Origin of the sequence: Duganella sp. Root198D2 (assembly GCF_001428585.1) — a bacterium.
GTDB lineage: Bacteria > Pseudomonadota > Gammaproteobacteria > Burkholderiales > Burkholderiaceae_D > Rugamonas.
In genome coordinates this window covers 392536-416275 of sequence record NZ_LMIC01000023.1, presented here as the reverse complement: position 1 = coordinate 416275, position 23740 = coordinate 392536, and the positions used below count along the sequence as shown (strand labels likewise).

Genomic DNA, 23740 nt, shown 5'->3' with positions numbered 1-23740 from the left:
CAGCTGGCCGTCGATGTAGACACTCATGTTGATGCCGGCCGAGCCGCTGTTGTCGGAGGCGTTCACGGTGACGTTCACAGTGCCGGACACCGAACCGGAGGTCGGGTTGGCGATGGTGACCACTGGAGCGGTGGTGTCAGCCACCGGTGCGGCCACGGTGTTGGCGACGTTCACCGACACGGTGCTGGAGCTGGCCACGTTGCCTGCAGCGTCATAAGCGATGGCTACCAGGCTGYTCATGCCGTTGGCCACGCCTTTCGAATCCCAGCTGAAGCTGTAAGGSCCGGTGACGTCGGARGCGACCACGGTRCCGTTGACTTTCAGGTCGACCCGGCTGACAGCGACGTTGTCGGTAGCGTTCACGTTGACGGCGACCAGGCCGGAAACGGTGCTGCTGCTGACCAGGTTGGTGATSGCCACGGTCGGTGCGCTGGTGTCGGCTGCCGGGGCGGCCGGGGTAGCCTTGGCGGCGGCCACGGCGGCTGCCGCGTTGACACGGCCGTAGCCGAAGTAGATGTCACGGCCGGCGGCRCCGAGGTCGGTCGCGGTGCTGAACAGGATGCTCTGCACCTGGGCGCCGGTCAGTGCCGGGTTGGCCGCCATCACCAGYGCGCCGACTGCCGCGGCGACCGGGCTGGAGAACGAGGTGCCGGCCTGCATGCGGTAGCCGCCGCCACGGGTGGTGGTGTTGATGTTGGTGCCTGGAGCCGACAGCTGTACGAAAGAGCCGTAGCTGGAGAAGCTGGCCTTGGCGTCGTTGCCATCGGTGGCGGCGACGGCGATCATGGAATCGGTCGGGGTGAAGCCTTCGTTGATGTTGCTGTTGCCGGCGCCGACGAACACCAGGCCGTTCTTGCTCTTCATGTAGTTCGAGGCGCTGATCACGGCCGAGCTGCTTGGCAGGTAGGCATAGCTGGCGTTGGCGATGCGGGCGCCGTGGTCGGCAGCGTAGGTGATGCCGGCGGCGATGGCCGAGTAGGAACCCTGGCAGGCGCCGGTGGACGTCAGGTAGCCGGTGCGGATCGGCATGATCTTGGCTTTGCCGGCGACGCCAGGCACGCCCAGGGCGTTATTGGTTGCCGCGGCGGCGGTGCCGGCAACTTCGGTGCCGTGGCCGCAAACGTCGGCGGAGTTGCTGTTGTTGTCGTAGGTGTTATAGCCAGGCACGATGTTGGCGGCCAGGTCAGGGTGGGTCGATTCGACGCCCGAGTCGACGATGGCGATGGTGACGCCTTCGCCCCAGCTGCTGTCCCAGGCGGTGCTGGCGCCGATCTTGCCGATGTACCAGGCGCTGCCCATGTATGGATCGTTGGCGGTGGCAGCGATATCGACCAGCTTGTCGAGCTCGGCGAACTTGAAGTGCGGGTTGTTCTTCAGCTTGTTGGCGATGGCTTTTTCGGAGCCGTGCGCCACGTCGATCACGTGGATGTTGCTCTGGCCCAGCTTGCGGGCGCTGCCGGCACCGTTRGCCTTCAGGATCTTGGAGAATTCCGCCACGGTCAGGCCGGCTTTCGGTTCCACAATGATGCGGCCCTTGATGAAGTCTTCGTTTTGAGCGGCGAAGGCTGGTGCAGCCAGGGTAGCGACAGCGGTAGCGATTGCGGCGGCGATGGTGGTGATGGTTTTCATGGTGCGAGTCCCTGTTTYAAAAAATAAAAACGAGGACTGCCCGCCGGTCTATAAGCCGGTAGAAGACTGCATCACAACCCGCACAGGCRTATGAGYGCCCATGTTGAGGGGATACTTTTGTCTGGCAGTCCTGCCGTCATGGAGCCGAAGCTCTTTAGACCGATGACTTTGCGTCCCACCGTTTCCAGTGGTTTGCCCTGTTTCAGATCTTGCTGTAGGGAACTATAATCATGCAATTGCCGTGTGGCAAGCAGAATTTTTAAAACTTTTTTTGAATGTCGCAATTAAGTCTGGAATNTGTTTCAGATCTTGCTGTAGGGAACTATAATCATGCAATTGCCGTGTGGCAAGCAGAATTTTTAAAACTTTTTTTGAATGTCGCAATTAAGTCTGGAATYAAAGAAACTTTAGTTAATTCAATGACTTGATATATTTCTTTTGGTTACTTCTACTTTCGTAGTCACAATAATGTTTTTAAATTAAAAAGCCCGGCCTGAGCCGGGCTGTATCAAGGTAATTAGAATGATTGCATTAGCGCGAAGCGCTATTGGCGACGTTCACTTGCACTGTGCTGGAATTGCCTGCGTTGCCAGCGGCATCGTAGGCCACTGCGGCCAGGCTGTTGATGCCGTTGGCGACGCCGCTGGAATTCCAGCTGAAGCCAAATGGAACGGACGTATCGGAAGCAACGACAATTCCGTTCACCTTCAGGTCGACGCGCGTCACGGCCCGGTTGTCGGATGCATTCACGTCGATCGCTACCAGGCCGGAAACTGTACTGTTCCCGCTGGGGCTTGTCATGGCAACAGCCGGCGCTACGTTATCAGGCAGAGGCGCAGCCATAGCGGCTGCTACCGCGCCGGCAGCATTGACCCGGCCGTAGCCAAAGTAGATATCGCGTCCGGCGGTCCCCAGGTCGACTGCGGTATTGAACAGGATGTCCTGTACCTGGTCGGCGGTCAGTGACGGATTGGCGGCCATCACCAATGCGCCGACGGCTGCCGCAATCGGACTTGAAAAGGATGTGCCATTCACGCCACCGTAGCCGCCGCCTTTCACCGTGGTGTAGATACCGGAACCCGGCGCGGACAAAGCGACGAAGGCGCCGTAGCTCGAGAAACTGGCGCGTGTGTCATTCGAGGCGGTAGCCGAGACCGGGATCATCGCGGTGGTGGGGGTAAAGCCTTCATCACGGTTGTAGTTTCCGGCCGAAACGAACAGCAGGCCGCCTTTGCTGCGCAAGTAATTCGCCGCGCTTTGCACCGCAGAACTGGCTGGCACGCTGGCGTAACTGATGTTGGCTATCCTGGCGCCATGATCCGCCGCCCAGGTCAGGCCGCTCGCCATGGTTGAGAAATAGGCATAACAGGAGCCCGAACTCAGGAAAGCGATTCGAATCGGCATGATCTTGGCTTTGCCGGCCACACCCGCCACACCGAGGGCATTATTGGTCACCGCAGCGGCCGAGCCTGCGACCTTGGTGCCATGGCCGCAGACATCCGCCGTATTGGTGTTGTTGTCGTAGCTGTTGTAACCAGCCACAATATTGCCCGCCAAGTCTGCGTGGGCCGAATCGACGCCCGAGTCCAGGATCGCGATGGTGACGCCGGCCCCCTGGGAAGTATCCCAGGCCGTATTCGCTGCAATTTTGTTGATATGCCACTCGCTGCCGAGATAGGGATCATTGGCGGTGGCCGCAACCGGAACCATCTGGTCCAGTTCCGCGAATTTGAAATGCGGGTTGTTCTTCAATCTGCTGACCATGGCCCGTTCGGAGCCCTTGCTGACTTCCAGCACGTGAATATTGCTTTGCCCGAGCCTGCGGGATTGATTACCGCCGTGCTGTTTCATGAGCTTCGACATTTCGTCAATTGCCAGGCCGGCACGCGGCTCGACAAGGATGCGGCCAAGGGCAAATGCTTCGGGCGGTGCGGCGCTGCTGGAGGCGGTATAACTTGCAAACGCAAGGGCGATTACCGAGGAAAGCGAGAGAATTGATTTCATGGTGCGAGTCCCTGTCTTTAATAGATTAAAAAACGAGAACTACCCCGCGAGATATTATTCGGCCGATTAATGGAAGGCAAGCGGATTTATGCGAATGTTTGTGTTGGTAATATCCTTGGGCAATATGTTTTATATAATTCAGAACGAATTTCCCGACTCGAAACGTACGATCGTTCGATTGCTGGGTTATAGTAGCTGCTCGGCACCACCATCACACCAAGAAAGAAGAGACATTCCATGAGCGCAGATTACGCAGTCCACGGTTCCATTGCTGTCATTTCGTTCAACAACCCGCCAGTCAACGGCCTCGGGCTGGCGACGCGGACTGCCGCTATCGAAGGCATCCGGCGGGCGCAAGAGGACGATGCGGTAAAAGCCGTTGTGCTGACCGGTGCGGGCAAAGCGTTTTCCGGCGGCGCCGATATCAAGGAATTCAATTCGCCCAAAGCGCTGACCGAGCCGACTTTGCACAGCCTGATCCGCGCGGTGGAGGGTTGCAGCAAGCCGGTGGTGGCAGCGATCCATTCCGTTGCCATGGGCGGTGGCCTGGAATTGGCACTTGGCTGCCATTACCGCGTAGCGTTGCCTGGTGCCCAGATCGCCTTGCCGGAAGTGAAACTGGGTTTGCTGCCGGGGGCTGGCGGGACGCAGCGGTTGCCGCGCGTGCTTGGCCTGGAGATGGCGCTGAACATGATTGTGTCCGGCACGCCGGTGCTGTCCGAAAAGCTGGCGGGTACCGCACTGTTCGACAAACTGCTGCCTGCCGGGGCTGACCTGCTGGCCGAGGCCAAGGCCTTTGCGGAAAGCGTCGCCGGCCAGCGTCCGCTGCCGAAAGTGCGCGACCGCAAGGTCGACTATCCCAATCATGAAGCTTTCCTGCAATTCAGCCGCAATACCGTCAAAGCGGTGGCCGGCCCATTCCCGGCACCGATCGAATGCCTGGAAACCGTGGCGGCATCCGTCACCATGGAGTTTGAAGCCGGCCTGAAATTCGAGCGCGAACGCTTCCTGCACCTGATGCAAACCACCGAATGCAAATCACTGCGCCATGCCTTTGTGTCAGAGCGCGCCGCGGGCAAGATTCCCGATGTGCCGCCCGATACCCCGGTGCGCGAGATCCGCAAGGCCGCCGTGATCGGCGCAGGCACCATGGGGGGCGGTATTGCAATGAATTTTGCCAACGCCGGCATTCCGGTTGTGCTGCTGGAAACCCGGCAGGAAGCGCTGGACAAAGGCCTTGCCACGATCCGCAAGAATTATGAAAACACCCTGAAAAAGGGCAAATTAACGCAGGACAAATTCGACCAGCGTGTGGCCTTGATCGGCGGCACCCTGGATTACGCCGCCATCGCCGACGCCGATATTGTCATCGAAGCAGTATTCGAGGAGATGGGCGTCAAGGAAACCGTATTCCGTCAGCTGGACGAGGTAATGAAACCGGGTGCCATCCTGGCTTCGAATACTTCCACGCTGGACCTGGACCAGATCGCGGCATTCACCAGCCGTCCGCAAGACGTGGTCGGCACACATTTCTTCAGCCCGGCCAATGTCATGAAGCTGCTGGAAGTGGTGCGTGGCAAGGCGACCGGCAAGGATGTGCTGGCCACCACCATGGCGCTGTCGAAAAAGCTGAAGAAAACCGGCGTGGTTTCCGGTGTCTGCGATGGCTTTATCGGCAATCGAATGATCGAGCAATACTTCCGCCAGGCTGGTTTCCTGCTGGAAGAGGGCGCTTTGCCGGAGCAGGTGGACAAGGCGATCGAGAAATTTGGCTTCCCGATGGGGCCGTTCCGCATGAGCGACCTGGCCGGCAATGATATCGGCTGGTACATCCGCAAACGCCGCTATATCGAAAAGCCGGAAGTCGTGTATTCGAAGACTGCCGACTTGCTGTGCGAGATGGGGCGCTTTGGCCAGAAAACCAGCGGCGGCTGGTACGACTACAAGGAAGGCGACCGTAAGGCTTACCCAAGCGCGGAAGTCAACCAGATGATCGTCAAGCATTCGGCCGATATCGGCGTTGTACGCCGCCATGTCAGCGAGCAGGAAATTGTCGAGCGCCTGGTTTATGCCCTGGTGAATGAAGGCGCGCTCATCCTGGAAGAGGGGATCGCCTTGCGCGCCTCCGACATCGACATGGTCTACCTGACCGGGTACGGCTTCCCGCTCTACCGCGGCGGCCCGATGTTCTATGCCGACACGGTGGGGCTGGCTAACGTAGTGGGCGCTATTGAGAAATTTGCCAGGGGCCGCCATGGCGAAGCCTGGAAACCGGCCGCGCTGCTGCTCAAACTGGCCGCCGAAGGCAAAGGTTTCAATAGTAATTAAGTAATATGCTTGCGCATGCGCAACAGCGGTACCGAGACGTTGCCGGGCAGCGCAAGCGCGAACTCTTCCACCGGCTTAAAACCGCAGGCAATGTACAGCGGCACGCCCGGCATGGTGGCTGCAAGTTCCATGGCATGGAAACCGGCGGCGGCTGCCTGGTGTTCGCAATGCTCCATCAGCATGCGGCCCAGCCCCTGGCGCGGCACCGTGGGATCGACAAAGAATGCCCGGATCCGGGCTGGCTGGGTGGCCGGATCCAGCAAGGGGTCCGGGCCGGATTTGTGCTGGTCGCCGCCGAACAGCGTGGCCCGCTTGCTCCAGCCGCCGCAGGCCCGCAGCTCGCCATCGCGTACGATGAGGAAATACGTGCCGTCATCCACCAGCTGCGTGTCGACCCCGAATACATGGCGCGTCACCGCGGCGGCCTGTTCGTCCGAATAGAAACCCTTGCTGAGCTCGATTCCTGAGCGCCGGATCAGGGCCTCCATGGCCGGGATATCGGCTGTTGTGGCAGCGCGCAGTGTGGCTGGATTTGTCATTCGGAAATGCTATCATAGGGTGGCACCCAGGGAGAACCCATGCGCAAATTCGCTGCTGCTATCTTCGCCTTGCTTTGCTGCCTGCAGGCGGCCGCCCGCGACCTGCTGGTGATCGGTACCCATTTCGAACGCGTGTACGAGCGTGGCCAGGAGGGCGAGATTGTTGGCTTCGGCCCGGAAGTGGTGCGCCTCATCGCCCAGCGCCTGGGGCACCGGGCCATCTTTGAACTCTACCCCTGGGCGCGCGCCCAGGCGCTTGTCGCGCAGGGCAAGGCCGATATCCTGGTCGGCCCCTACAAGACTTTCGAGCGCCAGCAGCTCATGTCGTTTTCACGACTGCCGTTCTACCAGGACCAGATGGTGTTCTACGTGCGCAGGGGCGCGATGCAGGATTGGGACGGGGACTATGCCTCCTTGTCGGAGCAGCGCATCGCGATCGTTAACGGCTGGTCGTATGGGACGGCCTTCGACAAGGCGCGGCCGCAATTACGGCTCGACGTGGTGAACAGCGTCGACAGCGGCCTGAAAATGCTGGCGGCGCAGCATGCGCATATGTTTGCCAGTAACCGCCGTAACACCGAGCCGGTGCTGGGGCGGATGGGACTGTCCGGCCAGCTGTCCATGCTGCCGCGGGTGATCGAGGTGCAGGACGGCTATTTCGCGTTCCCGAAACGCCCCGCGTCCGACGCGCTGCGCAAGGAATTCGATGCGGAATTCCAGCGCCTGGTCGATAGCGGAGAGCTGAAGCGCCTCGGCGTGCGGCACGAAGTGACTGTGCCTTAGCGGCGTTCCGGCGTGAGTACGGTCGGCAGCGCTTTCGGCAGCGTGGCCGGATAGTCGCGACTGAAATGCAGGCCGCGGCTCTCGCGCCGATGCAGGGCGCTGTTGACGATCAGCGAAGCCACTTCCACCAGGTTGCGCAACTCCAGCAGGTCGCTGGTAATGCGGAAATGGCGGTAATACTCGTCGATCTCCTCTTTCAGCAGGGCGATGCGGTGCTGGGCGCGCTCCAGGCGCTTGGTGGTGCGGACGATGCCCACGTAATTCCACATGAAGCGGCGCAGTTCGTCCCAATTGTGGGCGATCACCACTTCTTCATCGGCGTCGGTAACGCGGCTCTCATCCCAATCCGGCAGGTAGGGCGTGCTTTCCTTGTCCTGGGCGAGGATGTCCTGGGCGCAGGCGCGGCCAATGACCACGCATTCGAGCAGGGAATTGCTGGCCAGGCGGTTGGCGCCATGCAGGCCGGTGCAGGCCGTTTCGCCCACGGCATACAGGCCCGGCAAGTCGGTGCGGCCGAACAGGTCGGTTACCACGCCGCCGCAGGTGTAATGCGCTGCGGGCACGATAGGAATCGCCTGCCTGGTGATGTCGATGCCCAGTTCCAGGCAGCGTGCGTAAATGGTCGGGAAGTGTTCGATCAGGAACTCGGCCGGCTTATGGCTGATGTCCAGGTGCACATAATCCAGGCCGCGCTTCTTGATTTCGAAGTCGATGGCACGCGCCACCACGTCGCGCGGCGCCAGTTCGGCGCGTTCGTCGTGAGCCAGCATGAAGCGCTGGCCGGCGGCGGCGCCGGCTTCCGGCGGCAGTTTCAACAGGCCGCCTTCGCCGCGAATTGCTTCCGTGATCAGGAAGGACTTTGCGTAAGGGTGGTACAGGCAGGTCGGGTGGAACTGGATGAATTCCATGTTCGACACGCGGCACCCGGCGCGCCACGCCATGGCGATGCCGTCGCCGCTGGCCGTGTCGGGGTTGGTGGTGTACAGGTAAACCTTGCCGGCGCCACCGGTTGCCATCACGGTATGCTCGGCGGTGACGGTGTGCACCTGGCCGGTGGTGACGTCCTGCACGTACAGCCCGTGGCAGCGCGGCTGCCCGTTGGCAGGGCGCGGTCCCAGCTTGTCGGTGGTGATCAGGTCGATCGCGCAATGCTGCTCGAACAGGCTGATATTCGGATGGGCGCGCACCTTTTCTTCCAGCGTGACCTGCACGGCATGGCCGGTGGCATCGGCAGCATGGATGATGCGGCGCTGGCTATGGCCGCCTTCGCGCGTCAGGTGGAAGCCCAGTTCCGCATTCTCGTCGCGGGTGAACGGTACACCGAGGCCAATCAGCCATTCGATGGCTTCGCGCCCGTGTTCGACGATGAAGCGGGTGGCGCCCTCGTCGCACAATCCGCCGCCGGCCACCAGCGTGTCGGCGATGTGCTGCTCATGGCTGTCGCCTGAATCGAGCACGGCGGCGATACCGCCCTGGGCCCAGTTGCTGGCGCCATCGAGCAGGGCGCGTTTGGAGATGATGGCGACTTTGCGGCTTTCCGCCAGGTGGAGTGCAACAGAGAGGCCGGCCAGGCCGCTGCCAACAATCACGACATCGAATTTCATGGTGTTTCGGGCTTATTTTTAGCGTAATAAGCAACAATATAAACTATTTGCCGTTGCGCTGCCTCAAAAGCCCCACTGGCGGCATGCTGCATCATGGGCTCATGACCAAGAAAAAGCTGCTCGTGGTGGAGGATGACCTGGGCCTGCAGAAGCAGTTGCGCTGGGCTCTGGACGCGTATGAGGTGGTCTTTGCGGGCAACCGCGATGCCGCCCTGGGTCAATTGCGCCGGCACCAGCCGGCAGTGGTGACGATGGACCTGGGCCTGCCGCCGGAGCCGGACAGTGCAAGCGAAGGTTTGCTTTTGCTGCAGCAGATGCTGGCCATTGCTGCCGACACCAAGGTAATCGTCCTGTCCGGCAACCAGGACCGCGAAAACGTGCTGAAGGCAATGGCGCTCGGCGCCTATGATTTCCACCAGAAGCCCTTGGACGGCGCCATGCTGTGCCTGATGGCGGAGCGTGCCTTCTTCCTGCACTCGGTCCAGCAGGAAAACCGGCGCATGCTGCAAACCGAGGCCGATTCGCCCCTGGCGGGGCTGGTGACACGCGATCCCGGCATGCTGCGCGTGTGCCGGAGCATAGAAAAAGTCGCCCCCAGTTCCGCAACCGTGATGCTGATGGGAGCCTCCGGCTGCGGCAAGGAAGTCCTGGCGCGCGGCCTGCATCAACTTAGCACCCGGCACGACCGGCGCATGGTGGCCATCAATTGTGCTGCGATACCCGAGCACCTGCTGGAGAGCGAGCTGTTTGGGTACGAGAAGGGCGCTTTCACCGGCGCGGAGCGCCAAACGCTGGGCAAGATCGAACTGGCAGCAGGGGGCACTTTTTTCCTTGATGAAATCGGCGACATGGCCTTGCCGCTGCAGGCGAAGATGCTGCGCTTCCTTCAGGAGCGCGTGATCGAGCGCCTCGGCGGGCGCAGCGAGATCGCGGTTGACGTGCGCATCGTCTGTGCTACGCACCGCAACCTGAAGGTGATGGTGGACGAGGGGCGCTTCCGCGAAGACCTCTTTTACCGGCTGACTGAAATCGTACTGGTGGTGCCGCCGCTGCGCGAACGGATCGGCGATGCGGTCTTGCTGGCGCAGCACTTCCGGCATCGTTTCCTGCAGTCGGAAGGGTGCCCAGCATGGCCATTCCATCCGGATGCGCTGGCCGCCATTGAAGCTTACGGCTGGCCCGGCAATGTGCGCGAGATCGAAAATTGTATCAAGCGTGCCGTAATCATGAGCGAAGGGCCGCATATCTCGCTGGAGGACCTGGGTTTGCCTGCCGGTGCGCCCCAGGCCGAGAACATCGACCTGCGCGATGCGCGCAATGCGGCCGAGTACCGGGTGATGGTCAAGGCGCTGGCAAGAACGGGAGGAAATATTGCGCGTGCTTCCGAATTGCTCGGTGTCAGCCGCCCCACCTTGTACGACTTAATGAGCCACCACGGCATCAAGTGAGTCGGGTTCGCGCCATTCGCGCGCTGCCTTCAATTGCTGCCGCAGTCCGGGCAGCGGGAATCCGAGTCCATAGGCTTTGTGCGCGGCGTCCAGCGCCGCCGGCCAATCTTTCCGGCGCACGTGGGCCAATCCCAGGTTATACCAGGCCGCAGCGTCGCCGGGTTGGATGTCCAGCGCGGCCCGCAACTGCCCTATGGCATCGGCATCGCGCTTCAGCGACAGCAGGTAGGCCCCAAACAAGGCCCGGGCGGCGCCGTCGCTGGGAACGAATGCGATGGCGCGCGTGAAATAGCACTCCACTGTATGGTGTGCACCGGGCACCTGGACTTTCTTTGCGCGCAATCCCAGCCGGGCCATCGCGGCCAGGGCGCGGGGATGGTTGGGGAAGTGCTCCAGCGTGTAGGCGATATCGCCGCCCAAGGTGCCTGACATCCCGCGCAGCAGCGCCTCCACCTGCGGGCCGAAATGGAAGGCTTCCACCACGGCCAGCCCTTTGGCATCTTCGCCGTTGTAGTAGTCGCCGCCGGTGCTGCCTTTGCTGAAAGGAGGACAGTCTGCTGCGAGCGCTGCGAGCAGCATCAGGTAGGCTGGCATGGGTGTCCTCCAGGTTCGAGCGCGCGGGTGTCGAAAACAAGTTGCGGCCGCGAGCCGGGGCCGGCGGAGAGGTGGATGAATGGCCGCCGGCCTGCAAACATCAGCTGCCAGCGCCCCAGGGCGATGAAGGTTGCACTGCCAAGGTGGACAGTGCCGATACGCCGGTGCGCCCGCAGCGAGCCGGGATTGAAGGCGGAAATCCGGCTGCAGGTCCATTGCACTCCGCGCGCGCGCATGCGCCGGTGCGCCTCATCCCAGATTCGGCAAAAGGTCATGCCCAGGCGCATATGCGGCTGCACGAAGACGTCGTAGTCCCAGCAAGAATCCGGCGCAGGCAGGAAGTAGCGCGCGCGCACCTCATCTTCCTCATAGGCGCCGAACTGGTACCACAAGGTTGCGGCGAGTTCCCTGCCTTTCCAGGCCGCGATGCTGCAGCCGCCCTGGCGCAGGCGCGCCGCAACCACTTCGCGCGGCCTCGGATAGTCCGGCGGCAATTCGGCCAGGCTTGCAACAGACGATATAACGATCTTGCCGGGAGCGGAGCGCATGGCTGCCGGCGCCACGCGCTGCGCAACGAAATGGTAGCGCCACAGCTGCAGCCCAAGGAGGCGCAATGCCCGCGCAAGGGCGTACCAGGCCGTATTGCCGGGGCCGAGTTCCGAGATAGTGTGCAAAAGGTGGGTGGCCATGCAGTCATTACAGCAAAGCTTTGCGCGAGCTCTTTGAGCTAACGCAAGCGCGTTCTCCGTCGCCTTGCATAGACTGGCATTTCCGGGGAGGGATCATCATGCTCACTGTGCTGATGGCTACGTTCAATGGGGTGCGTACTTTACCTAAAGTGCTCGATGCCTACACGCAGTTGCATAGCCCGGAGGAGGGCTGGCGCCTGCTGGTCGTGGATAATGGCAGCGACGATGGCACGCGCGAATTGCTGATGTCCTACGCCAGCCGCCTGCCGCTGCACTATGCCTACGAACCGCGGCGTGGCAAGAACGCGGCGTTGAACCGTGGCCTGGCGGTGGCGATGAAAGGGCCCGAGACGCGCCTGTTTGTCTTCACCGACGACGACGCCACGCCTGAGCGCGACTGGCTGGTGCGCTACGCCGACGCAGCAAACGAACGGCAGGGTTTCGCGATTTTCGGTGGCAGCATCGTGCCCGATTGGAGCGAGATGCCGCCGGAATGGCTGCTGCGGCTGGTTCCCTGCGGCCTGACGTATGGCCTGACCGACCCCAAGCTGCCGGAAGGCCCTGTCTATCCGGGGCTTGTGTGGGGCGCCAATATGGCGGTGCGCGGCGAGGTCTTCCGCCACGGCTACCGCTTCGACGAGTCGATCGGGCCGGCCGCAGGCGAATATGCGATGGGAGGCGAAGTCAGTTTTACCCGCCTGCTGGAGGGCGCCGGATTCCAGTCCTGGTTCTGCCCTGCGGCGCGTGTTGCGCACCATATACGCCCGGTGCAGCTGACGCCCGACTGGGTCATGGCGCGCGCCCGGCGCTATGGCCGCGGTGCCTGCCGGCTGACCAAGGCGGGCCAGTTTCCCGAGCTGTTTGGCGCACCGCGCTGGATGCTGCGCAAGTACATGGAAGAACTGGGCGGCCTGGCTACAGCCATGCTGCTGCGCCAGCCGGAACGGATCTTCCAGCGGCGCTGGGAACTGGCCTACCTTGGCGGCTACATTGCAGAAGCGGCAGCGGCCATCAAACGCCCGGCCAGCCGCCGCATCGTGCTGACCAGCTTTTCGGGCGAGTTGGGCGGCATGGAGCTGCGCATGCTCGACGAAGCCCGCTTCCTCAAGGGTGTCGGCTATGAGTGCGTGTTGGCGCCGCCGCGCTTTGTCGGCGATGAGCGCTGGCGCCAGTCGGCGCAGGATGAATGCGTCGAAATAGCCGATCTGAAGGTGCCGCCGATGCTGGAAGAATGGCCCTGGCGCCACCTCAACCGCTTGCGCGCGATGGCCTTCAGCGCGCCGGCATTGCGCAAGCTGCGCCCCGACCTGGTACATGTGGCATTCTGCTGGACGACTTATGGCGCCAGCGCTTTATGGCTTGCGCAGCATTGCGGCGTACCGGCCGTGATCAGCGTCCACAACGCGTTCCCGCATACCGAGTTCAATGAATGGCAGCGTGGCCAGCTGCAGCGTGCCATGTCGGGAGTACGAGGCGTGTACGCAGTATCGGATTCTGCGATGAATCACTTCCTGGCGCTGTATCGCCAGTGGCTGCCCGCTGGCGCGCGGCTGGCGGTGATACCGAACTGCGTCGATATGCGGCGCTTCCAGGCCTCGCCGCGGCGGCGCGCCGCTGCACGGCGCCAGTGGGGCATTGCCGACAATGACGAGGTGATCGGCAGCGTCGGCCGCCTGTCGGGGCAGAAACGCCCGGAGGAGCTGCTGGCGATCTTTGCCAGCCTGGCCCAGACGCGGCCGCGCTTGAAGCTCATGCTGGTCGGGACCGGCCCGCTGGAGTCGACGCTGCGCGAGACGGTGCGCCGCCAGCGCCTGACGCGGCGCGTCATCTTTACCGGCTTCCAGGCCAAGGTTGAATCCATCATCCCCGCCATGGACCTCCATTTGCTGGTCAGCCTGCGCGAAGGTTTCGGCATTGCGACGATCGAGGCAATGGCGTGCGGCGTGCCGGTCCTGGCTACACGGGTGCCCGGCAGCGCAGATATCCTCGAGGGCAGCGCAGGCGGCTTGCTGCTCGCTCCGGGCGACATCGACAATGCGGTCCTGACGATCGGCGCATTGCTGGACGATCCTGAACGCCGCGCCGAGATGGGGCGCCAGGGCAGGGCGGAAGCAGAGGCGCGGTATGCGGTCCCGGTCATCAGCGCGCAAGTGGAGGCCTTCTATGACGGGCTGACGTGAAATGCGCGGCATGGCGCGCAACTTTGCCTTCGGCTTTGCCGAAAAGTACCTGCAGGCCGCATTGGCCCTGGCATCTTCCATCATTCTCGCGCGGCTCCTGTCCCCTTCGGAGATCGGCGTCTATTCAATCGCAGCGGTGCTGACCGGGCTGGCCCAGGTGTTCCGCGACCTGGGGACCGGTCAGTTACTGGTTGCACGGCGTGATCTGTCGAGAGCAGAACAGCGCGCCTTGCTGACCATATCGATTGCCATGGGATGGGGCCTCGCCCTGCTGGTGGCCGGCTCGGCCGACGCACTTGCGCACTTCTATCGGCAACCGCAACTGGCGCAAGTGCTGCACATCCTGGCCCTCAACTTCGTCCTGGTGCCGTTTTCATCCCAGGTAACGGCACTGCTGCGCCGTGAGATGCGCGCGGGCGCGCTGTTAAGGGTGTCTGCGAGCTACAACGCGACGCAGTTTGTAGCTACCATCGCGTTGGCCAGCAACGGATCAGGACCCTGCGCCCTGGCGTGGGGCAGTTTTGCGGCGACGCTGGCAGGCTTTCTGGCGGGGCTCTTCCAGCAGCCTGCCGGTATGGCATGGCGTCCCGGTTTGCATGGCATCTGCGCTCTGGTCCGGCCCGGCGGGCTTGCCGTGACGTCGAACGCAATCGACGAGGTCGGCGTCGTGGCGCCCGACCTCGTCGCCGGCAAACTGCTCGGGGTGCAGGAGGTGGCCTTGCTCGGCAAGGCGCAATCGGTGCTTTCGCTGTTCAACCAGGCCGTCACCAGTGCGGTCTCACCCGTGGTCTTCCCGCTTTTCGCGAAGCAGGCACGCGAAGGCGGTGATCCGTTGCAGGCATACATCGCGGCGGCTGCGTGCATCACTGCCTTGTCCTGGCCCTTCTTCCTGTTTGCCGGCCTGTTCGCAGGGCCACTCGTGTCGCTGTTGTACGGCCAGCAGTGGCAAGGCTGCGTACCTTTGATACGGATCATGTGTGGCGCCGCTGCGCTGTATAGCATGTTCAATATGGCGCGCTATCTGTTGCTGGCCACCGGTCATATCGGAGAGCAAGCGAGGATCGACGCCATCGCGGTAGCGGGGCGCTTGGCGATACTCGTTCCCGCTGGACTGGCGGGGCTGGAATGGCTGGCGGCGGCGGTTGCCCTCAGCCTCCTGTTACGCAGCTGGCTGGTGTTGCGATGCCTGCGCAAGCTATACGGACTGGAGCCCGCTGTCTTGCTGCGGGCATTGCGCAAGAGCGCCCTGGCTACGGGTGCTGCGCTCGCCCCGGCCATGCTGGTGCTGGCAGCGGCCCGCAACGAGGCGCCTGGAGTGCTGCATTTGCTCGCCGGCGGCGGCGCGGGAGCGCTTGGATGGGGACTGGCAATCTGGCTCCAGCAGCATCCTTTGGCCGGCTTCCTGCGTCGCACCGGCTGGCAACCATGAGGGGAGGGGTCATGCGCATCGGAATCCTGTCTTATCCCATGTTGTTCCAGCGTGAAGGCGGGCTGCAGGTCCAGGTGCGCGAGACCGTCGCGGCGCTGAACCACCTTGAGGCCTCGATGTCGGCGGAACTGGTCGACCCGGCGCGCCAGAGGTTGACCGACTTCGATTTGATCCATGTTTTCTCTGCATTTAACGGCAATTTCCGCGTAGTCGAATCCGCGGTCGAACTGGGTCTTCCGGTGGTGCTTTCGCCCCTGGTCTCGCCCACCTGGAGCCGCAATGCAGGCCTTCGCGCGCGGGTGGCGGACCGGCTGGCAGGGCGCATCTGCTCCTATAACCTGCAGACAAGCTACGCCCAGACCAAGCGCGCGCTGCAACTGGCGGACCTGGTGATCGCGTTGGGCGAAGCCGAACGGGAGGCGATCGTGAGCGGATTCCTGACCGATCGCTCGAAAATCCGTGTCTTCCCCAATGGCATCAGCCGCCAGTTCTTTACCGCAAAAGGCGAGCTGTTCCGCCATCGCACCGGTATTGTCGGCCCCTTCGTGCTGACCGTGGGCACGGTCTCGTCATATAAGAACCAGCTTGGCCTGTCCCAGGCGCTGGCAGGCAGCGAGCTGCCACTGGTGATGATCGGCCCGGTCGCCCGCGAGGAGCACGACTACCTGCAAAGCGTGCTGAAGTCGCCCTGGTCGCGCTGGCTTGGCGCACTGGACCATGAGGATCCCTTGCTGGCCAGTGCCTATGCTGCCGCCTCGGTGGTGGCCTTGCCCAGCCAGGGTGAGATCTTCCCCTTGTCGGTGCTCGAGGCACTGGCGGCGGGCACGCCGGTGGTCATGACACAGGACAGTGCGCTGCAGATTGACGGCTCGGATGGCATGCTGCGCAAGGTCGCATGGAACGACCAGGCCGGCCAACGGGAGGCGATTGTCAGCCTGGCTGCCCGGCCACCGCTACGCACCAGCGTGCAGTCGATGGTGGAGCAATTCACCTGGCAGCGTGTCGCCTCCCAGGTCGCAGCCTGCTACCGCGAACTGGTGCCGGCGGATACGGCCTGAATTCAGGTTTTAGGCTTGTAGCGCAGCATCGCGGCGCCTTTTTCACACGGCAGCGAACTGATCTCAAGTTCCGGGAATTCAGCTGCCCAGCGCTGCAGGGCCGTGCGTTCGCCGGGGCGCATTGCGTCGTCCAGAAAGATTGCTGCGCCAGGCGCCAGGCGCGGGAAAAGGAGGGGGCCGGCAGGATAGCGCGCGGCCTCGCTGGTCGCCTGGGGCGGCCCATCGATCACGACCATCTCGATTGCCTGTCCGGTCGCAAGCCCGCTGCAGTCGTACCAGGGCTGCTGCCGGTCGCCGAAGGTCTGGGTCAGCAGCGGGGCGTCGATGACCGTTGCCCAGTCTGCCAGGCCGTGCAGCTCCAGCAGGCGCCGGGTGCGCCTGGCATAGGCGGGATCGTGCTCCAGGCTGTACACTTTCCCGGCGCCGTTGATCTGCATGCAGCGCGCCAGCACCAGTGTCGAGGTGCCGCTGCTGCATTCCACCACGCACAAGGGCTTTTCATCAAGCGCATAGGCCGCCAGCTCCTGCAGGAAGTCGGGCGATGCAGCCCAGCCCCGTGTCAAAGGCAGTGCGCGCTGCAATCCGAGGCTGATATACAGGCCTTGCAAGGCTTCAAGCTGCCGGAAGAGCGACGCATGTTCCTGCCGCGAATCATCCCGCAAGGCATGCACCAGCAGGTGCATATTCCGCACCTTGTGCAGGATATAGGCGCACAACAGCAGCACCCCGATGGCCGCGGCATCGATCATGCGTAGTATCCGTAGTATTGGGCACCGGGAAAGGCGCGCGATTTGTTGTAGACCAGGTTTACATGCCGGCAGTGTTCGATGCGCTGCAGCGCTGCCTGCACCGCGGACTGCGACGTGGTCTCGGCCTCGACCACCATGACAACCTGTCCCATTTGCGAAACCAGTACACTTGCTTCGGTGGTCAGCAGCAATGGTGGCGAGTCGAAAATGATGATGCGGTCCGGATAGCGGCTGGCCAGTTCCTCCAGTAGCCGGCTCATGTTGCGGCTGGCAAGCAGCTCGGTTGCATGGCGGCTTGCGGGGCCGGACGGCAACAAAGTAAGGGAGGGAACATTGGTGCGCAAGATAACGTCGGACAATTCCACGCTGCCATCGAGCAGCACATTCATCAGGCCGCTTTCGGCCTCCAGGCCCAGCACCTTGAGTACCGATGGCCGTGCCACGTCAGCGTCCACCAGCAGTGCGCGCGAGTCCTTCTCCATCGAAATGCTCATTGCCAGGTTGACGGCGCAATAAGTCTTTCCTTCCCCTGGCAGGGCGCTTGTGACGACGATCAGGTTGCCATGCGGGATGGCATTGGCGCCGCTCGAGCGCGCATCATTGAGCAAGTGGCGCTTGACGATGCGAAAGTCCTCTGCAACTGAAGTGCGGCCACTCTCGTGCGTGATCATGCCCTTTTGGCGCATGCGCACCAGGTTGATGTCAGCATAGCCTAGCTCGGCCGGCGGTACGACTTCCAACAAACTGGGCGGTAGTTGCATGGGACCTCCAATCACTGGTAGAGCAGGGTGAATGCCATCACGCAGCAATAGCTTAATAGAAGGCAAGCGCTGCCGGCGCCAAAACCAAGGCGGTCGCGCCCGTGCCTGCGCTTTTCGTCGTCGGTCCAGTTCATGCCGATCGTGCCCAGCACCCGCATGCCGGTTGCAGCGCGCAGTTCGGCCGGACTCAGGAAAGTAGGTCGCAATTCCGCCAGCCCAAGCGCCGCGGCTGTGCCGCCGAGCAGGCCGGCGGCCAGCACGGCGCTGTAATACAGTGCCCGGTTGGGACCTATCGGCCGTTGCGGCATGGTCGGCGGATCGATGATTTTGAAACTCATCATCTCGGTAGTGGTTGTCAACTCGCCCGACAGCTTGGCCGCTTCGCGACGCGCAATAAATTTTTCATAGTTCTCCTTATTGACCTGGTAGTCGCGGGTCAGCTGCCCAAGCTGGGACTCGAGTTCGGGGACAGCGTTGCGCTGCTCCTGCAGATGCGCCTGGCGCTTTTGCATGGCATCGACGCGGGCCCGCAAGGCCGCGACCCGTGCCTCTGATTCAGCCAGCGCGACTTTCATTTGCTGGAACAAAGGGTTGTACTGGCGCGCCGTATCGCCAGGATCCGCCTGTTTCTGGCGTTCCTGCTGGCGCTTTTCTTCGAGCTGGGCGACCAGGCGCAATGCGGCGACAACATCGGGGTGCAGGTCGGTGTACTGCAGGCGCAAGGCGTCCAGGTTCTTGTTCAAGGCGCTGATCCTGGCATCGAGCTCGGACACTTCGGCCGGCGTGCCGACGGCGGCAAGCAGGGGTTCGTCGCCACCAAACTGCGCTTCAATCGCTTTGCGTGCCTGTTCTGCTTCCGCCAGTTCGAGCTGGGCACTTGCCAGGGATTCACTGGCCGCCAACAGCTTGCCACCATAATCCTGGCCTTCGCGGGGCAGCAGGTAATTGTGTTTCAAGCGGAACTCCTTGACTGAGTTTTCCGCCGTCAGCAGGCGCTCTTCATAGCTCTTGATCTGTTCGTCGATGAACTGAACCGCCTTTTCCGAGTCGCCCCTTTTTCCCTTGAAGCTGCCCTCGAGGAAGATCGACAGCAATGCCTGCACCACATCGCGCACCTGGCGCCGGTCCGAATGCGTGTAACTGATGGTGTAGATATCGTAGGTGCCGGTGCCATTGATATGGATGCGCTTCAACATTTCTTCGACCATCGCATCGTGATCGCGCGCCGACACGGTGCGCACATCAAGGTCGACCATGCGCAGCACGCGCTCGATATTCGGGCGGCTGAGCAAGGTCCTGCCCATGATGGCAACCTGCTGTTCAACGTTGGGCATGCTGGTCATCCCCACCATCAGTGGCTTCAGGACACTTTGCGTGTCGACGAACACCCGTGCCGTGCTCTGGTATTCGTCGGGGAGGGAATAGACCTTGGCCCAGCCTGCCATCACAAACAGCCAGGTGATACCGAATCCGGCCCAGCGATGCTGCCAGATGCCTTGCAGGCTTGACAGCAATTGGCTGAAGAGTTGCTCCATGCTGCGCTCCCTGGTGATACGCCTCGGTGCTCTGGATTATATGGGCGGGGATTGCAGCCTGGCTGGCGAACCCGCCCGAACTTTGAGGCCTGTCAAGAAGTGCTCAGGATTTGCGGCGGCGCAGCGCCAGCGACATGGCCAGCATGCCTGCGGCCAGCACGGCCATTGAATCGGGCTCGGGCAATTCCTGCTGCAAGGCGTTGGCCAGGGTGTTGTGCTGGATCGTGATCTGGTAGCTGGTACCGGCGCTCAGCAAGCCCGAAGTCTTGGTGAGCGGCGAGCCGAGCGGGGTGGCGAAGGTGTAAGTCAGGATGCCGGGACTGCCATCAGTGCGGCTGCGCACGCTGAACGCGTTCAACTGGTCCGGCGCGAAGTCGAAGATCCTGCCCTGGGTAGTCAGGTCGACGATATTGATGGACCAGGACAGGCGCGCATTGGCGTTGGCATCGGGCCCCGATCCGGGCGAGACGTAGGCCTGGGTAAATGCCGATGCGTCAAACGACACGGTCATGGTGTCGGCCGCACCCAGGGTGAACTGGAAAGTGGTGGAAGTCCCCACGTCCGAGTTGCCCGAGGCAATGGCATTCAAGGCGGTCGAGGCATCGGCACGCGTCCGCGCGTGCGCCCCGGCTGGCGCGGCGCCGATCGTAATCGAGGCCCCGGTCAAGTCCTGGTCGGCATAGCCGAAGGTGCCCGGCACCGGTGGCGGGCTGGCAAACGGGGTGAAATCGTTATTGGCCAGTCCGCCGCACGTCCCGCCGACGCACTGATGGGCCACGTTTGGCGTACCGGTCAGGATGGGAATCGAAGACGTCCCGTTGGCAAAGACGCCGTTCAGGGACGCCGTTGCATGGGCGTCGTTGGTGCCCTGCAGGATCGTGAAGTCGGCCGTGCTGTAGGCGGTGCCGTTGGCGTGGAGCAAGCGGAAATTGTTGATGTCGAGGATGGCCGAGGCGAAGGTCGATGCCTGGACCGGTGCACTGGCGATGCCCGCCATCAGGGCGGCAGTGGCCAGTAAGGAAGTGCGGAAGGTAGTCATAGCGTGGATCTCCCGGTTGGATTGCGGCGGGTTTGCCGGCATGGTCGTACCAGCAGCATCCGTGCCATGCGCCGCCGCCCCGCTGGGCGCTGGCCATGAAAAGAAATCCGACGCGTGCGGAACCTTGCGCCAGGCCGAGCATCCAAGCCGTATTCCGATAGGAGGACGCACCGTGGACGACGACACCATTGTTTCCCTGTTGATTGACGAAGGCGCCGGCGGCGAGGAGCCACTGCACGCCATCGACCAGCAACTGTTCCACATCCGGCTGGCGAATTCGGCCGGCAAACGCGAAGCGGCCAGTGTGCTGCTGCAAAAGATGTATGGCTGGCGCGGCTACGAGGTGGAAGCGAATGCGCCGCACGAACCGAACCGTATCACGCTGGCGGCCGACAGCCAGGGCGAAACTGTCGGCACCATGTCGCTGTGCCTGGATGACCCCGGCATTGGCCTGCCGGCCGATGAAAATTTTGGCGACATCCTGGCGGCCCTGCGGGCCCAGGGACGGCGCCTGTGCGAGCCGGCGCGGCTGGCGATTGACCGCAACGTCAATATGCGGATATTCGCGGCGCTGATCCATATTTCCTATGTCTACGCCCACAACCTGCATGGATGCACCGATTATGTGATCGAAGTCAATCCGCGTCATGTACGCTTCTACAAACGCATGCTGGGCTTTCGCGACGCGGCGCCGGAACGGCACTGCAGCCGTGTCGGCGCGCCTGCCGTGCTGTTGCGGCTTGACCTGGGCCATATGGCCGAGCAGATCCGGCTGTATGGCGGCCGTATGGAAACGGCGCCCAATGAGCGCTCCTTCTACCCCTACTTCTTTTCACCGCAAGATGAGACCGGTATCACGGTGCGCCTGCGCGAAGGGAGGGACTGAGATGGCAAACCTTGACCCCGCACTGCGCGCCTGGCGTTTGCTGCTTGGGCCTGCCCGCGTGCTCACCTCGTCCACCGACCTGGCCCCGTATATGGCCAGCACCGCGGCCAGTCCCGTGGCGCCGCTAGCCGTGCTGCGTCCGCTGTCGCATGGGGAAGTGGTGGCCATCGTGCGCAGTGCCGGTGAATTTGACATTCCGCTTTATCCGCTGAGTACCGGCCGCAACTGGGGATATGGCGACGCCAATCCGAGTGGCGCAGGGCAGGTGATCCTGGACCTGGGCGGGATGAACCGCATCCTTGAAACGGACCGCGAGCTGGCCTATGCCGTCATCGAGCCCGGCGTCACGCAGGCACAGCTGGCCGGCCACCTGGCCGAGCAGCAATTGCCGCTGTGGATGGACTGCACCGGCGCCGGGCCGGATACCAGCCTGGTCGGCAACATCCTGGAACGCGGCTTCGGCCACACGCCCTACGGCAACCGCATGTTGCACGTGGCCGGTATGCGCATCGTGCTGGCGAGCGGCGACACGCTGGAGACCGGCTTCGCGCATTTTGCGCACGCCAGCGCGGCCTATCTCTATCCCTACGGCGTCGGGCCCTGGCTCGATGGCCTGTTCACCCAATCGAACTTCGGCATTGTTACCAGCCTCGGCCTATGGCTGATGCCGCAAACCGAAGTGGTCAGCCACATGGTTGCGAGCGTCGCCGGATTCGGCGCGATTGCTGCCGTGGTCGATGCGCTGCGCCCGCTGCGCATGGATGGCACCTTATCCAGTGTGGTTCACATCGGTAACGATTTGCGCGTGCTGTCGGGCGGCATGGTGTTCCCGGCTGCGCAGCTGCCGCAGGGGCCGCCTTTGCCGCCGCAGTTGCGCGCCGAGTTCTGCCGCCAGGCCGGCATTGGCGCCTGGACCGTGTCAGCAGCGCTGTACGGCCGGCCCGCCCAGGTCGCCGATGCGCGCCGCACGCTGCGGGCAGCCATTGGAAGGCTGGCCACGCTGCGTTTTATCGACGAGAAGATGCTGGCCTTGGGCCGCCTCGCGGGCCGCTGGCTGGGGCAGGGCAAGCTCGGCACCAGGATCTCGGCACAAGTGAACCTGGGCCAGTCCCTGCTGAACATGAATCGCGGCATCCCGGATGGCCGCTTCCTGGCCGGGGCCTACTGGCGACGCCGGGGCGGCTTGCCGCCGGAGTTCCCGCGCGGCGCCAACCCGGCGCGCGACGGCTGTGGAATGATGTGGCTGGCCCCGGTGCTGCCGCTGCGTGGCCGCGACCTGCTGCACGTGCACTCGCTGGTCGAGCCGCTGTTCGCCACGCATGGCTTCGACCTGTTCGAAACCTTCAGCATGGTCAATGAGCGCGCATTGGGCGGCGTGCTGACCATCTGCTTCGACCAGGAGGATGCGGTGGAAACCGCGCGCGCCCGATTATGCTACCAGGCCGCATTCGAGCGGCTCAAGGGCGCCGGATATATTCCTTACCGTGTGGGGCCGCAATCAATGAAGGCCCTGGACAGCGGTCATGACACCTACTGGGGCACGGTGGCGCGCATCAAGGATGCACTTGACCCGCAGCACATCATCGCCCCCGGCCGCTACCAGCCCCGCTGACGGCGCCGGCGCATCCAGGCCAGCATGGCGGCGCCGAGCGGCAGCAGCGCGCTGCTAGCGGGCTGGTCCAGGGTTACCTGCGCGATCACCGGGTCGGACAGGCGGGCGCTCCAGCCATTCTGGCCGATCGCGGTCAGGGCCAGGATGCTGGTTGTCGTATTGGTGCCATAGAAGTCGGCTCCCGCCTGTTGCATGCCGTTGCTGAAATAGCTGCAGGCCGGCCCCCCTGTGCAGCGTGCCAGGTAGCTCCCAAAACCGGAAGCGGGCGACGCGAGTCCGCTCAGCTGCTGGTACAGGGTGACCGGCGTGGCGCCCGGTGCTGCGGCCGCCAGGCCGGGGACGAATTCCCAGCGCATCAACAGTGCGCCATCGGTGATGCCGCCAAGCTGGCTGAAACCCTGGCGTTGCGATGCCCTGATGCCGCCGATGCCGAAGCCCGGATTGGTTCCGCCGCTCAGCTTGTCAAGGTAGAAATCGAGGTGGATCTTGCCGTCGCAGCCAAACGAGAGATGCGTGCACCCGCTGCCGAACACCTGGTGGGCCGACGATCCCGCCAGCGGCAAGACCGCAGCATCGGCCGCACCGTACATCATGAAGGAAATGCTCTGGTTATCCTGGCCGCTGCGCCATAGCTGGCTGGCCGGGTTGCCCAGTTCGTGGATGCTGGTCATATAGCCGGCGCCGAAGCTGGCTTCGCGCATGCCCGCGGCGCTGCCGCTATCCGCGCTGCGAGCCAGGTAGCCGCTGAATTTGAGCTCGACGGCGCCTGGCGCGTGCAGCACGAATGGGGCGAGTGGGCTCGCAGCGGCCGGAGCGGCGAGCACCATGGCTGAAAGCCAGGCGCCGCCTTTGCAAACTACGCTCTTGAACATG

The 23740-nt window shown here is 63.0% G+C and carries 19 protein-coding genes and 1 riboswitch; of the genes, 8 read left to right on the top strand and 11 right to left on the bottom strand.

Features of this window, described 5'->3' with window-relative positions:
• Both ASE26_RS19435 and ASE26_RS19430 read right to left on the bottom strand, forming a co-directional pair.
• Window positions 1-1629, bottom strand: a 1629-nt coding sequence (locus tag ASE26_RS19435; protein WP_057246774.1) for a S8 family serine peptidase, incomplete at its 3' end; no start/stop codon positions are given.
• Window positions 1630-1749: 120 nt separating this feature from the next.
• A riboswitch (cyclic di-GMP riboswitch) is annotated at window positions 1750-1836 on the bottom strand.
• Between the two features lie 324 nt (window positions 1837-2160).
• Entirely contained in the window at window positions 2161-3633 is a 1473-nt protein-coding gene (locus tag ASE26_RS19430) for a S8 family serine peptidase (RefSeq protein ID WP_055923376.1), read from the bottom strand.
• 237 nt (window positions 3634-3870) lie between these two features.
• Here ASE26_RS19430 and ASE26_RS19425 point away from each other — a divergent pair, with 237 nt between their 5' ends.
• Entirely contained in the window at window positions 3871-5961 is a 2091-nt protein-coding gene (locus ASE26_RS19425; RefSeq protein ID WP_055923378.1) for a 3-hydroxyacyl-CoA dehydrogenase NAD-binding domain-containing protein, read from the top strand.
• Here ASE26_RS19425 and ASE26_RS19420 read toward each other — a convergent pair.
• Window positions 5958-6500, bottom strand: coding sequence for a GNAT family N-acetyltransferase (locus tag ASE26_RS19420; protein WP_057246773.1), 543 nt, complete (start codon window positions 6498-6500; stop codon window positions 5958-5960). The two genes, ASE26_RS19425 and ASE26_RS19420, sit on opposite strands and share 4 nt — an antisense overlap.
• A gap of 39 nt (window positions 6501-6539) precedes the next feature.
• Here ASE26_RS19420 and ASE26_RS19415 point away from each other — a divergent pair, with 39 nt between their 5' ends.
• Entirely contained in the window at window positions 6540-7283 is a 744-nt protein-coding gene (locus ASE26_RS19415) for an ABC transporter substrate-binding protein (RefSeq protein WP_057246772.1), read from the top strand.
• Here the strand turns inward: ASE26_RS19415 and nadB are convergent.
• Window positions 7280-8887, bottom strand: coding sequence for an L-aspartate oxidase (gene nadB, locus ASE26_RS19410; RefSeq protein WP_055923385.1), 1608 nt, complete (start codon window positions 8885-8887; stop codon window positions 7280-7282). The genes ASE26_RS19415 and nadB overlap by 4 nt on opposite strands.
• Window positions 8888-8988: 101 nt before the next feature.
• On the opposite strand from nadB, the gene prsR reads away from it, so the two are divergent.
• A complete protein-coding gene (gene prsR, locus ASE26_RS19405; RefSeq protein WP_055923387.1) occupies window positions 8989-10335 on the top strand; it encodes a PEP-CTERM-box response regulator transcription factor in 1347 nt (448 codons plus the stop codon).
• Here prsR and ASE26_RS19400 read toward each other — a convergent pair.
• Window positions 10309-10929 (bottom strand): hypothetical protein, encoded by a 621-nt coding sequence (locus tag ASE26_RS19400; RefSeq protein WP_055923389.1) that lies wholly within the window; start codon window positions 10927-10929, stop codon window positions 10309-10311. The genes prsR and ASE26_RS19400 overlap by 27 nt on opposite strands.
• Window positions 10914-11618: a hypothetical protein gene (locus ASE26_RS19395; protein ID WP_055923391.1), complete on the bottom strand. Its 705-nt coding sequence runs from the start codon at window positions 11616-11618 to the stop codon at window positions 10914-10916. The genes ASE26_RS19400 and ASE26_RS19395 overlap by 16 nt, the downstream gene beginning before the upstream one ends.
• Window positions 11619-11716: 98 nt before the next feature.
• On the opposite strand from ASE26_RS19395, the gene ASE26_RS19390 reads away from it, so the two are divergent.
• Genes ASE26_RS19390 through ASE26_RS19380 form a run of 3 tightly spaced genes read left to right on the top strand, consistent with a single transcriptional unit; the run spans window position 11717 to window position 16285 of the window.
• Window positions 11717-13798, top strand: a complete 2082-nt coding sequence (locus ASE26_RS19390; RefSeq protein ID WP_229208181.1) for a glycosyltransferase — start codon at window positions 11717-11719, stop codon at window positions 13796-13798.
• Window positions 13799-13808: 10 nt separating this feature from the next.
• Window positions 13809-15227, top strand: coding sequence for an oligosaccharide flippase family protein (locus ASE26_RS19385; RefSeq protein WP_162259187.1), 1419 nt, complete (start codon window positions 13809-13811; stop codon window positions 15225-15227).
• An 11-nt stretch (window positions 15228-15238) separates the two neighbouring features.
• Window positions 15239-16285 (top strand): glycosyltransferase family 4 protein, encoded by a 1047-nt coding sequence (locus tag ASE26_RS19380; RefSeq protein ID WP_055923395.1) that lies wholly within the window; start codon window positions 15239-15241, stop codon window positions 16283-16285.
• Between the two features lie 2 nt (window positions 16286-16287).
• Here ASE26_RS19380 and ASE26_RS19375 read toward each other — a convergent pair whose 3' ends face one another.
• The 4 genes from ASE26_RS19375 to ASE26_RS19360 form a co-directional block, all read right to left on the bottom strand.
• Window positions 16288-17034: a class I SAM-dependent methyltransferase gene (locus ASE26_RS19375; protein WP_055923396.1), complete on the bottom strand. Its 747-nt coding sequence runs from the start codon at window positions 17032-17034 to the stop codon at window positions 16288-16290.
• Window positions 17031-17795 carry an XrtA-associated tyrosine autokinase gene (locus ASE26_RS19370; protein WP_055923398.1) on the bottom strand — a complete coding sequence of 255 codons (765 nt, stop codon included), beginning with the start codon at window positions 17793-17795 and terminating at the stop codon, window positions 17031-17033. Before ASE26_RS19370 ends, ASE26_RS19375 begins: the two co-directional genes overlap by 4 nt.
• An 11-nt stretch (window positions 17796-17806) precedes the next feature.
• On the bottom strand, window positions 17807-19330 hold the full coding sequence (locus tag ASE26_RS19365) for an XrtA system polysaccharide chain length determinant (protein ID WP_055923400.1): 1524 nt from the start codon (window positions 19328-19330) through the stop codon (window positions 17807-17809).
• A gap of 103 nt (window positions 19331-19433) precedes the next feature.
• Window positions 19434-20369, bottom strand: coding sequence for an EDSAP-1 family PEP-CTERM protein (locus tag ASE26_RS19360; RefSeq protein ID WP_055923402.1), 936 nt, complete (start codon window positions 20367-20369; stop codon window positions 19434-19436).
• 40 nt (window positions 20370-20409) lie between these two features.
• Between ASE26_RS19360 and ASE26_RS19355 the strand changes: the two genes are divergently transcribed.
• Together ASE26_RS19355 and ASE26_RS19350 are read left to right on the top strand one after the other, a co-directional pair.
• Window positions 20410-21255, top strand: a complete 846-nt coding sequence (locus tag ASE26_RS19355; protein WP_156409970.1) for a long-chain N-acyl amino acid synthase — start codon at window positions 20410-20412, stop codon at window positions 21253-21255.
• Between the two features lies 1 nt (window position 21256).
• Window positions 21257-22867 (top strand): FAD-binding oxidoreductase, encoded by a 1611-nt coding sequence (locus ASE26_RS19350; RefSeq protein ID WP_082507021.1) that lies wholly within the window; start codon window positions 21257-21259, stop codon window positions 22865-22867.
• Here the strand turns inward: ASE26_RS19350 and ASE26_RS19345 are convergent.
• Window positions 22852-23739 (bottom strand): hypothetical protein, encoded by an 888-nt coding sequence (locus tag ASE26_RS19345; RefSeq protein WP_057246769.1) that lies wholly within the window; start codon window positions 23737-23739, stop codon window positions 22852-22854. The genes ASE26_RS19350 and ASE26_RS19345 overlap by 16 nt on opposite strands.
• Between the last annotated feature and the right edge of the window lies 1 nt (window position 23740).